The following is a 14,795-nucleotide window of genomic DNA, read 5'->3' on the forward strand; positions in this document are numbered from 1 at the left end:
AGTCGAGTGAAAACCTATAATGTAGCGATCATGGGCGCAACCGGTGCTGTCGGCCAGCAAATGAAAGACCAGCTGGAGAAGCGCCAGTTCCCTGTCGGGGACATCAAGTTCCTGTCTTCTGCGCGCTCTGCGGGCAAGAAAATCGAATTTAACGGGCAATCCTATACAGTAGAAGAAGCGGTCCCTGAATCTTTTGAAGGCGTGGATATTGCCTTGTTCAGCGCAGGCGGCAGCATCTCCGAAAAATTCGCCCCTGAAGCCGTGAAACGAGGCGCCATCGTGGTCGACAATACGAGCGCATTCCGCATGAACGAAGAAGTTCCGCTCGTTGTCCCTGAAGTGAACAAATCGGCGTTGAAAGGCCATTCCGGCGTGATCGCCAACCCCAATTGCTCGACGATCCAAATGGTGTGCGCCTTGCAGCCGCTAAAAGACCAGTTCGGCTTGCAGAAAATCATCGTTTCGACGTACCAAGCGGTTTCAGGCGCTGGGATCGATGCGATCAACGAATTGAAAGAACAGTCCGCGGATTTCGATAACGCAGCAAATGCTGAAGCGAAAGTCTTGCCTGTAAAGTCAGCAAATCGCCATTATCCGATCGCCTTCAACGCAGTGCCGCAGATCGACCAATTTGCAGATAACGGCTATACGCTGGAAGAAATGAAAATGATCAACGAAACGAAGAAGATCATGAGCGACCAAAACTTGGCGGTCGCGGCGACTTGTGTGCGCTTGCCTGTCGTGACGGGCCACTCGGAATCCGTCTATGTGGAACTGGATGGCACGCCGTCCGTCGAGCAAGTAAGGGACGCATTGAGCTCAGCGCCAGGCGTCGTGCTGCAAGACAATCCTGCCAATCAGGAATACCCGATGCCGTTGATGGCAGCCGGGAAAGATGAAGTGTTCGTCGGCCGCATCCGCAAAGATCTCGACAACCCGAACGGCTATCATTTGTGGATCGTCTCCGATAATTTGATCAAAGGTGCGGCGTTGAACTCGGTTCAAATCGCTGAAGCGCTTATCGAAGAACAATTGCTGTAAGCTGCCAGCCAAACCCCATCCACGGGTAACCGGCTGATGCACATGAAATCCATCGCCATCCGGTGCCGCTTGGAAGTTGTTTCTTCCTAGTGTGTGCGGGTGGCTTTTTTTGTTTCACGAACGGATGTTTTTGCGCCAGGCACGCGGGACAAACGGCTGGGATATTTTTTCTTTGGACTGTTACCGGTGATTACCGTATAATGAAGTCTATGGATCTGTACGGGTGAAATATTTTTAGGAGGAAATCAATTGAGTAAAATTAAAAACGAAGTCATAAGAGTCATTCCGCTTGGCGGAGTAGGAGAGATCGGGAAAGCGATGTACGTCATCGATATCGACGATGACCTGTTCGTTGTCGATAGCGGATTGATGTTTCCGGAAGATGAGATGCTCGGCGTCGATATCGTCATTCCGGACGTCACGTATCTTGAGGAAAACAAAGACCGTGTTAAAGGGATCTTCCTGACACACGGCCATGAAGACGCAATCGGATCGATTGCATACTTATTGAAGAAAGTCCAAGCGCCGGTATACGGGTCGAAGCTGACCATCGCGCTTGCAAAAGAACACGTGAAGGAACTCGGCTCACTCAAGCATTACAAATTCTTCGAAGTAACGAATAAGAGCCGCATGAATTTCGACAAAACACACGTCACCTTTTTCCATACGACACACAGCATTCCGGATGCACTCGGCATCGTCTTCCATACATCGGAAGGCGCCATCGTCCATACAGGCGAATTCAAATTCGACCAGTCGATGCAAGGAAGCTACCGCCCGGATTTTGCCAAAATGGCGAAGCTTGGCGAAGACGGCGTCCTGATGCTGCTGTCGGATTCCACCGAAGCTGAACGCCCGGGCTATACGACGTCAGAGACGGTCGTTGCCGACCATATCCTGACGGCATTCCACCAGGCGCCGGGCCGTATTCTTGTATCACTTTATTCATCAAACTTCATCCGTATCCAGCAAGTATTCGATATCGCGCACCAAACGGGCAAGAAAGTCGCCGTTATCGGCAAAAGCCTGGAGAAGAGCTATGAAGTCGGCTTGCGCCTAGGGTATCTGGAAGTGGACGAAGACACGGTCATTTCCATGAAAGACTTAGAGAAATACAATGATGATGAAGTCGTTATCATCGTGACCGGCAACCAAGGTGAACCGCTTGAAGCGCTCGACAAAATGGTCAAACGCCAACATAAAGATGTGCGCATCAATGAAACGGATACCGTCTTGATCACCTTCACGCCTTCACCGGGCATGGAAGTGCCGATGTTCCAGACGATGAACAAATTGGCGAAAGCCGGGGCGAAAGTGCTGACATCCAACAAGAAAGTCCACGTTTCCGGCCATGGCAGCCAGGAAGACTTGAAAATGATGCTGAACTTGATGAAGCCGAAGTATTTCATCCCAATCCAAGGGGAATACAAAATGCTCATCGCCCACTCGAAATTGGCACAGCAAATCGGGATCGCTAAATCGGATATCTTCATCGCCGATAAAGGCGATATCGTTGAATACAGAAAAGAAAAAGTCCGCATGAGCGGCCGCGTCACGACAGGCAATGTCCTGATTGACGGCATCGGTATCGGGGACGTCGGCAACATCGTCCTCCGCGACCGCAAACTTCTGTCGCAGGACGGGATCTTTATCATCGTTGTCACGCTGAACCGCAAGGAAAAGCGCATCGCTTCAGGGCCTGAAATCATTTCCAGAGGCTTTGTCTATGTCCGCGAATCGGAGCAATTGCTTGATGAGTCGAGCCAATTGGTGCGCAAAGTCGTCGATAAATACGTGACGCGCGATGCGTTCGAATGGAACAACATCAAACAGGAAATCCGCGATACGCTCAATTCGTATCTGTACCAGCAGACGAAACGGCGTCCGATGATCATTCCGATCATCATGGAATACTAAGAATACAAGTAAAGGGATTCCGTACCGATTTTATCGGCAGGAATCCTTTTTCATTACGTAAGAAAAGAGGGAATCCCATGGCGCCAAGCCGCACGAATAAAAAAACCACCGCAAAGCCGCGCACCAAACCACGCACAAAACCGAAGGCCAAAGCGAAGAAGAAGCGCCAGCCGGCACCGATGATCGCCTACGAAGTGACAGGGCTCATCATGATCGGCATCGCGATCCTGATGGTCTTTAGGCTCGGTTTGATCGGACGCATGTTCAATAACATGGCTGAGTACCTGCTCGGCTATTTGGCCTTTCTCGCACCACTGGCATTGATCGCAGCTGCACTCCATATCATGGTCAAGCGGGGGCTGCCGAAAATCCGCGCAAAAATTGCAGCCGGTTCGGTGTTTCTCCTTGCCGGTGCATTATTGATCAGCCATTTGATCTGGGCAGCCGGTTCGATCTTGCCGATCACTTCGGCGAATGTCTTGTCGGAAACATCGAAAATGACGCAAATGACCGGCACGATCTGGGGCAATTACGAAGCGACGGGCGGCGGGTTTTTCGGCGCTGTCCTGTATGCGCTACTTCATGTGCTGTTTGCGACAGCCGGCACATGGGTCATCGCGATCATCCTATTGTCGATCGGCGCCATCATCTTGACCGGCAAAGCGGCAGCGCCGGTGATCGCAGAGCGCTTGCCGGCTGCCGGCGAAGCGATGCGGTCTCTCGCAGAACGCTTCAAGCCGGAACACAAACCGGTGGAGAAACAGCCGCGCAGGAAAAATGCGCCTGAAAAAGTATTGGAAATGAATGAGCAATTGGCTTATGACGATACTTTGGAGGAAACGGAGACCACGCTGGTTTTTGATCAGGAAAGCGAGCGCGAACCGGAAGAGCAAGCGGAAAAAGAGCCGATCATATCGGCATTCACCGAAAAGGTCAAACCGAAGCGGCAGGATGCAGAGGAGGAAAAGCCTAAAGCTGAAGCTTCTGAAGAAATCAGGCACGTCGATCCGGAAACCGGGGAGATCTTGAAAGAGCCGGTCATGTCGATGAAAGAGGAGGCAGAAAATGAAGATTATGCTTTGCCGCCGATCGATCTATTGACCTTGCCGCCGCATAGCGACCAAAGTGGCGAGTATTCGGGCATCCAGAAAAACGCCAAGAAGCTCGAGAAAACCTTCCAAAGTTTCGGCGTTCGCGCGAAAGTGACGCAAGTCCATCTGGGGCCTGCCGTCACGAAATACGAAGTGCTGCCGGATGTCGGCGTGAAAGTCAGCAAGATTGTCAGCCTGCACGATGATCTGGCCTTGGCGCTTGCTGCGCGTGACATTCGCATAGAGGCGCCGATTCCCGGGAAATCGGCGATCGGCATCGAAGTGCCGAATACGGAAGTGGCGGTCGTGAGCCTTCGGGAAGTACTGGAATCGGAAGAGAACAACCGTCCCGATTCGAAGCTGTTGTTTGGGCTCGGCCGCGACGTGACGGGCCAAGCGGTCATGACCGAACTCAATAAAATGCCCCACCTGCTCGTAGCGGGATCGACCGGCAGCGGGAAATCGGTGTGTATCAATGGCATCATCACGAGCATTATCATGCGCGCCAAGCCTCATGAAGTGAAGATGATGATGATCGACCCGAAAATGGTTGAATTGAATGTCTATAATGGCATTCCCCATCTGCTTGCGCCGGTCGTGACGGATCCGCGTAAGGCAGCACAAGCCTTGAAGAAAATCGTTTCGGAGATGGAACGGCGTTATGAGCTGTTTTCCCATACCGGCACACGCAACATCGAAGGTTATAACGATTATGTTGATACATTCAATGCGGAAAATGAAGAAAAGCATCCGAAGCTGCCGTTTATCGTCGTCATTGTCGATGAATTGGCGGATTTAATGATGGTCGCATCGAACGAAGTGGAAGATGCCATCACAAGGCTTGCGCAGATGGCGCGGGCTGCGGGCATCCATTTGATCATCGCCACACAGCGCCCGAGTGTCAATGTCATCACCGGCGTCATCAAGGCGAACATCCCGTCGCGCATTGCATTTGCGGTATCATCCGCAATCGACTCACGCACCATCCTCGACATGGGCGGGGCGGAGAAATTGCTCGGCCGCGGCGACATGCTGTTCCTCGGTGCCGGCCAGTCAAAACCTGTGCGCGTGCAAGGGGCGTTCCTGTCGGATACCGAAGTTGAGAAAATCGTCGACTTTTCAATCGAACAGCAAAAAGCGCAATATCAGGAAGATATGATTCCATCCGACGTCGAGGAAGTAAGCATCGACCAGGAAACGGACGACCTTTATGATGAAGCCGTGCAATTGGTGACGGAAATGCAGACAGCATCCGTCTCGATGCTGCAGCGCAGGTTCCGTGTCGGTTATTCGCGTGCTGCCCGGATCATAGACCAAATGGAGCAGCGCGGGGTCGTCGGGCCTTATGAGGGCAGTAAGCCACGTCAGGTCCTGGTTCCTAAGCAGGAAGAATACTGATCAGTCAATAGCTGATTTGTGACAAAATGTTTAGTATTTGAGCAGGCCCATTAAGGAAAATTCGCAGAATTCGACAAATTGCTATTTATTTCACTTCTATTAAATGGTATAGTATTTCTGATTAGTAGGAATGTTTTACATCAGATGTCTGATCTCTGTCATGGGTGGTGAATCGTATGACAATCAAATCGGATCACCGTGCATTGTATCTCCAAGTGATCGATCGAATGAAGCAGGACATTGCTTCGGGTGTCTATAAAGAGAAAGAGAAACTGCCATCCGAGTTCGAACTTTCGAAATCCCTTGGGGTGAGCCGCGCGACTCTCCGAGAGGCGCTGCGGCTTCTGGAAGAGGATAATGTAATCGTCAGGCGCCACGGTGTCGGGACGTTTGTCAATTCGAAACCGGTCTTCTCATCGGGCATCGAGGAATTGACAAGCGTCTCCGATATGATCCGGCAGGCAGGAATGGAACCTGGGGTGGTCTATTTGAGCACTTCGGAGTCCATTTGTTCTGAGGAAGATGTTAACCGCTTTCATTGCAATCCGGAGGATACTGTCATTACAATTGAACGCGTCCGAACGGCAAACGGGGAGCCTGTCGTCTATTGCATCGACAAAGTGCCTTCCGTCTTCATGCCTGAAGGCTTTCTCGGACGCAAAGAAAGCTCCATTTTTTCGGCGCTTGAAGAATCCGGCGATATCCGCATCTCGTATGCGGTCACCTTCATCGACCCAACCGGTTACCATGAGGAAGCCTCTCCGATTCTTGAATGCGATCCGGAAACCGCTTTACTCGTATTAAAACAGCATCACTACGATGAAAACGATCGTTTGGTGCTGTATTCAAAGAACTATTTCCGGGCTGATAAATTCAGCTTCCATGTAGTTCGAAAACGTCTGTAAACATCTGATTCCTGCTATTATCAAAAAAACCTTGGGGGTTATTACATTGATTAAACGTAAATTTGGCGTAGGTTTATCATTAATGCTAGCGGCTGGAGTTCTTGCGGCATGCGGCAGCGAAGAAGACACTTCAAACGGCGGCGATTCGGCTGCAGGCGGAGAAGGCACTGAAGAAGCAAGCGATTTCTCTGTGGCGATGGTTACGGATGTCGGCGGTGTCGATGACAAATCCTTCAACCAATCAGCTTGGGAAGGGATCCAGCAGTTCGGTGAAGAAAATGGCCTTGAAAAAGGAGACGGCGGGTTTGATTACCTCCAGTCCGCTTCCGACGCTGATTACAACACCAACTTGAACAACTTGATCCGCCGTGATTTTGATGTCGTCTTCGGTATCGGTTTCTTGATGGAAGGTGCAGTTAAGGAAATCGCTGAGCAGCAGCCGGATGCACAAATCGCGATCATCGATGCGGTAGTGGATGCACCGAACGTGGCAAGCGTCATGTTCAAAGAGCAAGAAGGCGCATTCCTTGCAGGTGTTGCTGCAGCATTGATGACTGAAACTGACAAAATCGGTTTTGTCGGCGGCATGGAAATCCCGGTTATCGAACGCTTTGAAGCTGGATTCCTCGAAGGCGTGAAAGCTGTTGATGATTCAATCGAAGTCGATGTTCAATACACAGGTGCTTTTGATAAAGCGGAATTGGGTAAAACGACAGCAAACCGCATGTACAGTGCTGGAGCTGACATCATTTTCCACGCTGCAGGCGGAACAGGAAACGGCGTGTTCACTGAAGCAAAAGAACGCAAAGAAGCCAATCCTGATGAAAACGTATGGGTGATCGGCGTAGACGCTGACCAATACGAAGAAGGCCAGACTGGCGATCAGAACGTAACATTGACTTCTGTCTTGAAACGCGTAGATACTGCGGTTATGAACATTTCTGAACAAGCGATGAACGGCGAATTCCCAGGCGGGGAAACTGTCACTTACGGTTTGTCTGACGAAGGTGTCGGCCTTGCGGATTCACGCGGGGCAATTCCGGAAGATGTCATGAGCCAAATCGAAGAGTACAAAGAGAAAGTGGTTTCCGGTGAAATCGAAGTTCCTGAAACGCTTTCCGAATAAACTGTAGTCAAATACGGTCATCATAAAGACCGGGTATCCGGTCTTTATGATTTTTTTTCGTCTATTTTTCGAAAGATTAATAGATGAAAGGTTTCTGCCAATAGAAGCCTTTCATGTATTAATTCATTAAATCAAGAAACAACCAGTCTCCGAGGGAGTGAAAACCGTGGAATATGTTATTGAAATGCTGAATATCCGCAAAGAGTTCGGGAATTTTGTCGCCAACGACAATATCACCCTGCAGCTTGAAAAAGGGGAAATTCATGCACTGCTCGGTGAAAACGGGGCAGGGAAATCCACCTTGATGAACGTCTTGTTTGGATTGTACCAACCAGAAGGCGGTGAAATCCGCGTCAGAGGGAAGAAAGTGGATATTTCCAACCCGAACGTTGCGAATGATCTCGGGATCGGCATGGTGCACCAACACTTTATGCTGGTCGAGAATTTCAGTGTCACCGAAAACATCATTCTCGGCAGCGAGCCGACAAAGATGGGCGTGACGAACAAGAAAGATGCCGCACAAAAAGTGGCGAAGTTATCGGAGCAATACGGCTTGAATGTCGATCCATATGCCATCATCGAAGACATTTCGGTGGGCATGCAGCAGCGCGTGGAAATTTTGAAAACGCTTTATCGCGGTGCTGAAATCCTGATTTTCGACGAGCCGACTGCATCGCTCACTCCGCAGGAAATCACGGAATTGATCCAAATCATGAAGCGTTTGATCGCTGAAGGCAAATCGATCATTCTCATCACCCACAAACTAAAAGAAATCATGGACGTTTCAGACCGTGTAACAGTCATCCGCAAAGGGCAAGGCATCGGAACCGTCACAACGTCGGAAACAAATCCAAATGAATTGGCTGCCTTGATGGTTGGGCGCCAAGTCACGTTCAAGACCGAAAAAGGCCCAGCCCACCCAACGGAAGAGACCTTAACAGTCAAAGACCTCGTCGTCGAGGATTATCGGGGCGTTGCTAAGGTGAAAAACTTGAACTTGGCCGTCCGCAAAGGGGAAATTGTCGGGATTGCGGGGATCGACGGCAACGGCCAATCGGAATTGATCGAAGCGATCACCGGGCTGCGCAAAGTCAAAAGCGGGCAAATATTGATTCATGGCAAGGATGTAACAGGCATGAAGCCGAGGAAAGTGACGGAATCCGGCGTCGGCCATATTCCGCAGGACCGCCATAAGCACGGCCTGGTGCTCGATTTCCCGATTGGGCATAATATTGCGCTTCAAACCTACTATACTGCACCGATCTCGAAGTCAGGAATCATGGACTATAACAAGATTACGGAAAAAGCCCAGCAAATCATCAAGGACTTTGATGTCCGCACGCAAGGGCCGCATGAACCGGCACGGGCTTTGTCCGGCGGAAATCAGCAAAAAGCGATCATCGGCCGTGAAGTCGACCGCAATCCGGACTTGCTCATCGCCGCCCTTCCGACGCGCGGGCTTGACGTGGGCGCGATCGAATTCATCCACAGCCGCTTGATCGAACAGCGGGATAATGGAAAAGCCGTATTATTGATTTCATTCGAATTGGATGAAGTCATGAACGTTTCCGACCGGATCGCCGTTATCCATGATGGCGAAATCGTCGATGTCGTGATTCCTGAAGAAACAACCGAACAAGAACTGGGTCTTCTCATGGCAGGACATGCGGAAAAAGACAAGAAAGGCGGGAAGCACCGTGTCGAATAGAGCGACAAACTTGCTGGTCCCGATCGTTTCCGTCGTGCTCGGCCTGATCGTCGGGGCGATCATCATGCTCGTCAGCGGCTATAGCCCGATTGAAGGTTATGCTGCATTATGGAACGGTATTTTTGGAGACCTATATACAATCGGCGAAACGCTTCGCCAAATTACACCTTATCTATTGGCTGGTTTAGCCGTTGCATTCGCATTCCGCTCAGGGCTCTTTAACATCGGGGTCGAAGGGCAATTGATCGTTGGCTGGTTCGCTGCAGCTTATGTCGGCGTAGCGGTTGAACTGCCGAAAATCATCCATTTGCCGCTGGCGATTTTGGCAGCGGCTGTAGCGGGGGCATTATGGGGCTTTGTTCCGGGGTTATTGAAAGCCAAGTTCCGCGTGCACGAAGTTATCGTCACCATCATGATGAACTACATTGCCCTTCACGTTACCAATGCTTTGATCCGGACGGTATCCGAAGGGGGAGACCGCACAGAGCGAATTTTCGCCAGCGCGTCCCTTCGTTCTGAATTCCTGGAGAACTTGACGGAATTTTCCCGTTTGCACTTGGGCTTATTGCTGGCGTTGATCATGGTCGCCGTCATGTGGTTCATCCTGGAGAAGACGACGCTCGGCTTCGAGCTGAAGGCGGTCGGCTTTAACCAGCATGCTTCTGAATATGCAGGAATGAATGTCAATAAAAATATTATTATGGCAATGGTCATCTCCGGTGCATTTGCTGGACTTGCTGGCGCAATGGAAGCGCTTGGGACGTTTGAGTATGTTTCGTCCAAAGGCGGCTTCACCGGAATCGGTTTTGACGGCATCGCCGTCGCGCTTCTCGGGATGAACACGCCGCTTGGTGTCATTTTCGGCGCCACGTTATTCGGCTCCTTGAAATACGGCGCACTTAATATGCCGAATGCTGCGGGCATTCCGATCGAGATTGTTGAAATTGTCATCGCCGTGATCATCTTCTTCGTAGCATCCGGCTATATCATTCGTTTGCTGCTGCTCCGAGCGGCCGGCAAAAAGAAGGAGGCGAAGTGATATGAGCTTTTTGGAAATCCTATATTTCATCGTCCCTTCGGCAATTTTCTATGCAGCGCCGCTTATTCTTGTCGCAATCGGCGGGGTGTTCTCTGAACGCTCAGGTGTCGTCAATATCGGCCTGGAGGGCTTGATGGTCATCGGCGCATTTGTGGGAATTTTGTTCAACTTGTTGTTTGCCGATACATTCGGCGGCATGACCCCGTGGCTGGCATTGATCGCAGCGATGGTCGCAGCGCTCCTGTTGTCGCTGCTGCACGCGGTTGCATCGATTTCATTCCGTGCAGACCAAGTCGTTTCAGGTGTCGCCATCAACTTATTGGCGATTGCACTGGCACTTTACTTGGTGAAAAGCATTTTCGATAAAGGTCAGACAGATTTCATCAGCGAACGCTTTGCTCGTTACAACGTGCCGGTATTGTCTGAGATTCCTGTTATCGGCCCACTATTCTTTACATCGGTCTACAATACCTCATTCTTTGCGATCGCTGTCGCGTTCCTTGCGTGGTTCGTCATCTACAAGACGCCGTTCGGCTTGCGCCTTCGCGCAGTCGGCGAGCACCCGATGGCAGCCGATACAATGGGGATCAACGTCGCGAAAATGCGTTATGTAGCAGTCATGATTTCGGGCGCACTTGCAGGAATCGGCGGCGCGATCTATGCGCAGACGATTACAGGAGACTTCGGCCATGCGACGATCAATGGCCAAGGATTCATGGCGCTTGCCGCGATGATTTTCGGCAAATGGCATCCGCTCGGCGCGATGGGCGCAGCCTTGTTCTTCGGCTTCGCACAATCCTTGAGCATCGTCGGTTCTTCAATCCCGGTCATACAGGAAATCCCGAACGTCTTCCTGTTGATCCTCCCGTATGTATTGACGATTTTCGCGCTGGCAGGCTTTATCGGCCGCGCCAATGCCCCGAAAGCGAACGGGAAACCGTATATCAAAGGGCAGCGTTAAAAAACTGCGCCGCCTATTAGCGGCCGGTGAAACTGGTGGGGAAGCCCCACCAGTTTTTTTGTGGGGAAAATCAGGCGCGGATGACGCATGTTCCAAAGAAATCTTTCATTAAATAGAAACTATGGAACGGTGATTTTGCCAGGAATCCGCATTATCAGGGAGTAGCTTGAACTTCGTCCGCTTTTTTCCAGTGCTTTCCTCCGGTTTCATTGCAATTAAAGGAAAAAGTCCGGTATAGTTAGTGTAAGAATCACGAGAGGGGATCCAACATGTTTGAGACAAATAAGATTGCACAAGGCGTCAATGTACACGTACATGAAACGACGCAATTCAAGACGATAAATTTCTCGATTCGCTTCAAGGACCGGCTCACCGTGAAAAGCGCGTCGGAGCGCGCGATTCTGGCGAACGTTTTGCAGCACAGCAACGCAATGTACCCATCCCATACAGCACTCCGCATGGTGCTTGATGATTTATACGGCACATCATTATACATAGATTCCACCAAACGCGGTGACGACCATATCATCAACTTGAATGTCGAAACCGTCAATGATCAATACCTATCGGATGAAGGGGTCCTTGAGAAAGTAATGAATTTGATGTATATCGTCCTGTTCAAGCCCAATTTCGAGAATGGGCTATTCAAGGAAAATATTTTCAAGCGTGAACAGGAATCGATCGTCCAGCGGATCGAATCGGTGTTCGACGACAAAACCCGCTACGCCCAGCAGCGCATGATGGAACTGGGGCTTCCCGGCCATCCGGCATCAATCACTTCCAATGGCTCGATCGATCAAGTAAAGCAAGTGACGAACGAGTCGCTTGTCGCGGCCTACCATCATATGCTGGAAAATAATGAAGTGGAGATTTATGTAGTAGGAGACGTCTCACCGGAAGTGATCACGGCCCATATCCGCGATTATTTCCATTTTGCCGACCGCAAACAGCTTCCGGCAAAAACAGAAAACCAATTGCAATCGCCGAAACAGTCCCGCGTGCTTGAATACGAGGACATGAAACAAGGGAAATTGCATATGATGTTCTTCACGCCGGTCACTTTCCGCGATGAAAATTTCCCGGTCATGCAATTGATGAATGGCGTCTTCGGCGGCTATGCACATTCGAAGTTGTTTGCCAATATCCGCGAGAAGGAAAGCATGGCATATTATGTATCGAGTTCCTATGCCTCTCAGTTCGGCTTGATGTTTGTCCTGGCGGGCATCGACCGCAAACTGGAGGAAAAAGCGGTATCGCTGATCCTCGATCAATTGGGGGAAGTCAAAAACGGGCACATCACCGATACCGAATTGGAACAGACAAAGGCCTTGCTCACCAATCAACTAAAAGAAGCACTCGATTCGGCAAGAGGCCAGATCGATATTTACGATCAATACATGGAACTCTCGGAAGACTTCGAACCCGCTTATTTGATCGGGAGATGGGAAAAAGTGACAAAAGAGCAGATTGCGCAGGCAGCTCAAGGCTTGAGCCTGCAAATGACGTATTTCTTGTCCGGCAAGGAGGAAGCTAGTGATGAATAAAATGGAATTCAACCAACTCGAAGAAACGCTTTATCACGAACAATTACCGAACGGTTTAACGGTTTATATTTTGCCGAAGCGCGGGTTCTCGAAAACCTATGCGACCTTCACGACCAAATACGGCTCGATCGATAACCATTTCATCCCGCTTGGTGAAAAAGAAGCGATTCAAGTGCCGGACGGCATTGCGCATTTTCTGGAGCATAAAATGTTCGAAAAAGAGGAAGGCGATATTTTCCAGGAATTCAGCAAAAACGGCGCTTCTGCCAACGCATTTACCTCGTTTACACGGACAGCCTATCTATTTTCTGCGACAGGGCGCATCCAGGAGAACGTCACGACCTTGCTTGATTTCGTCCAGAGCCCTTATTTCACCGAACAGACGGTAGAAAAGGAAAAAGGCATCATCGCACAAGAAATCACCATGTATGACGACCAGCCGGATTGGCGTTTGTATTTCGGCATGATCGAGAATCTTTACAAGAACCATCCGGTGAAAATCGATATCGCAGGCACAGTCGAGTCGATCCAACACATCACTGCGGAACATCTATACACCTGCTACCACACGTTCTATCATCCGTCGAATATGACGTTGTTCATCGTCGGGAACGTCGAGCCGGACAGCATGATGCAGTTCGTTAAAGACAACCAGGCGGCAAAAACATTCGATGAGCCAGCACCGATCGAGCGCATTTTCCCGGAAGAGCCGAAGGAAGCGGCAGTCAAGGAACGTACATTGGAAATGGCGGTGCAAAAACCGAAAGTGTTTGTCGGCGTCAAACCGGAGCGGCTCGATTTGTACGGGCCGGCAATGCTCAAGCACGAATTGTCCGCACAGCTAGCGTATGAATTATTGTTCGGCAGAACTTCGGATTTCTACCATGAAGCTTATGAAAACGGCTGGATCGATGAATCGTATTCATTCGACTATTCACTGGAAAGCGGATTCGGCTATGCACTCATCGGCACGGACACGAACCATCCTGAAAAATTCGCACAAGAGGTCAAGAAGACGATCCATCAGGCAGTGGAAAAATGGCCTTTCGGACAGGAAGACCTGGACCGCGTACGCCGCAAGAAAATCGGCTTTTTCATGCGCGCTTTGAATTCCCCGGAATACATCGCCAACCAATTTACGCAATATGCGTTCAATGGCATGAATCTTTTCGATGTTGTGCCGGTGCTTGAGCAAATCGAAGTGGCCGATTTGCAGGAAGCATTTGCAGCGGTCAGTGCGGAAAGCCAGCAATCCGTCTTCACGATCAAATCACCGGAGAAAGAACAGGCGTGAAGCGATTCGCTCTGATTCTCGGGGCGTCGGGAGACATCGGCGGCGCTATCGCCAGGCAGATGGCGGATGAGGGCTGGTCGCTTTATCTTCATTACCATTCGAACCCCCTTGAAGCGTTGGAGGAAGAACTAAGCCTGCGCTACCCGCAGCAGGAGTTCATCCCGGTACAAGGCGATTTCACAAAAGACGGCGGTGCCGAGCAAGTCGCAAGCCAAGTTTTCGATAGCTCGTGTCTTGTTTGTGCAAGTGGCCATGCGCTGTCAGGCCTTTTACAGGACACCAGCAGTGCCGATCAAGACGCTTTATGGCGCGTCCATGTAAAGAACCCGATCGAGACGGTTCGGCTATTGTCGCCTTTTTTCAGGAGGCATGACAAATCCTATGTTATCTTCATCGCATCGATCTGGGGCGAGACGGGAGCTTCGATGGAAACGGCTTATTCGGCCGTAAAAGGCGCGCAACTCGCATTCACGAAAGCCTACGCCAAAGAGATGGCCCCGTCCGGCACACGCGTCAATGCGGTGTCGCCAGGCTTGATCCGCACGAAGATGAATGCCGGATTGACCGAAGAGGAATGGCAGGATCTCGAAGAAGAGATTCCGCTAGGTGCGGGCGCACCTGAAGATATCGCCCATGCGGTGGCCTTTTTAGCGAGCGGCAAAGCGGATTATATTACCGGCCAGACGATCCGTGTCAATGGCGGCTGGCTCATCTAGCGCCCGTAAGCTTTTCATCATTGTCGATGTAGGCTATCATAAAGGCAAAGGGCCA

11 protein-coding genes are annotated in these 14,795 nt (G+C 50.6%); all 11 read left to right on the plus strand.

The annotated features are described in order from the left end of the window. Positions 1-6: 6 nt before the first annotated feature. The 11 genes from DP119_RS05365 (at position 7) to ymfI (ending at position 14,740) form a co-directional block, all read left to right on the plus strand. Positions 7-1,041: an aspartate-semialdehyde dehydrogenase gene (locus tag DP119_RS05365; protein ID WP_112231517.1), complete on the plus strand. Its 1,035-nt coding sequence runs from the start codon at positions 7-9 to the stop codon at positions 1,039-1,041. A 249-nt stretch (positions 1,042-1,290) separates the two neighbouring features. Then, positions 1,291-2,958, plus strand: a complete 1,668-nt coding sequence (locus DP119_RS05370) for a ribonuclease J (RefSeq protein WP_112231519.1) — start codon at positions 1,291-1,293, stop codon at positions 2,956-2,958. A gap of 77 nt (positions 2,959-3,035) precedes the next feature. Then, positions 3,036-5,447, plus strand: coding sequence for an FtsK/SpoIIIE family DNA translocase (locus tag DP119_RS05375; protein WP_112231521.1), 2,412 nt, complete (start codon positions 3,036-3,038; stop codon positions 5,445-5,447). Between the two features lie 176 nt (positions 5,448-5,623). Next, positions 5,624-6,352, plus strand: a complete 729-nt coding sequence (locus DP119_RS05380) for a GntR family transcriptional regulator (protein ID WP_112231523.1) — start codon at positions 5,624-5,626, stop codon at positions 6,350-6,352. A gap of 46 nt (positions 6,353-6,398) precedes the next feature. Beyond that, positions 6,399-7,478 (plus strand): BMP family lipoprotein, encoded by a 1,080-nt coding sequence (locus DP119_RS05385; RefSeq protein ID WP_112231525.1) that lies wholly within the window; start codon positions 6,399-6,401, stop codon positions 7,476-7,478. Positions 7,479-7,644: 166 nt separating this feature from the next. Next, a complete protein-coding gene (locus DP119_RS05390; RefSeq protein ID WP_112231527.1) occupies positions 7,645-9,186 on the plus strand; it encodes an ABC transporter ATP-binding protein in 1,542 nt (513 codons plus the stop codon). Continuing rightward, complete coding sequence (locus tag DP119_RS05395; RefSeq protein WP_058380485.1) at positions 9,176-10,225, plus strand: ABC transporter permease; 1,050 nt, start codon at positions 9,176-9,178, stop codon at positions 10,223-10,225. Before DP119_RS05390 ends, DP119_RS05395 begins: the two co-directional genes overlap by 11 nt. A gap of 1 nt (position 10,226) precedes the next feature. Beyond that, positions 10,227-11,186: an ABC transporter permease gene (locus tag DP119_RS05400; RefSeq protein ID WP_112231529.1), complete on the plus strand. Its 960-nt coding sequence runs from the start codon at positions 10,227-10,229 to the stop codon at positions 11,184-11,186. A 269-nt stretch (positions 11,187-11,455) separates the two neighbouring features. Continuing rightward, positions 11,456-12,730, plus strand: coding sequence for an EF-P 5-aminopentanol modification-associated protein YfmF (gene yfmF / locus DP119_RS05405; protein ID WP_112231531.1), 1,275 nt, complete (start codon positions 11,456-11,458; stop codon positions 12,728-12,730). Further along, a complete protein-coding gene (gene yfmH, locus DP119_RS05410; RefSeq protein WP_112231533.1) occupies positions 12,723-14,024 on the plus strand; it encodes an EF-P 5-aminopentanol modification-associated protein YfmH in 1,302 nt (433 codons plus the stop codon). The genes yfmF and yfmH overlap by 8 nt, the downstream gene beginning before the upstream one ends. After that, positions 14,021-14,740, plus strand: a complete 720-nt coding sequence (gene ymfI, locus DP119_RS05415) for an elongation factor P 5-aminopentanone reductase (RefSeq protein ID WP_112231535.1) — start codon at positions 14,021-14,023, stop codon at positions 14,738-14,740. The genes yfmH and ymfI overlap by 4 nt, the downstream gene beginning before the upstream one ends. Positions 14,741-14,795 lie beyond the last annotated feature (55 nt).

This window comes from Planococcus maitriensis (assembly GCF_003289925.1).
GTDB classification, from domain to species: domain Bacteria; phylum Bacillota; class Bacilli; order Bacillales_A; family Planococcaceae; genus Planococcus; species Planococcus maitriensis.

Bases quoted from the DNA above. Each gene is read 5' to 3' on its own strand.
- yfmF (WP_112231531.1), top strand. From the start codon at position 11,456: ATGTTTGAGACAAATAAGATTGCACAAGGCGTCAATGTACACGTACAT.
- yfmH (WP_112231533.1), top strand. From the start codon at position 12,723: ATGAATAAAATGGAATTCAACCAACTCGAAGAAACGCTTTATCACGAA.
- DP119_RS05375 (WP_112231521.1), top strand. From the start codon at position 3,036: ATGGCGCCAAGCCGCACGAATAAAAAAACCACCGCAAAGCCGCGCACC.
- DP119_RS05400 (WP_112231529.1), top strand. From the start codon at position 10,227: ATGAGCTTTTTGGAAATCCTATATTTCATCGTCCCTTCGGCAATTTTC.
- DP119_RS05380 (WP_112231523.1), top strand. From the start codon at position 5,624: ATGACAATCAAATCGGATCACCGTGCATTGTATCTCCAAGTGATCGAT.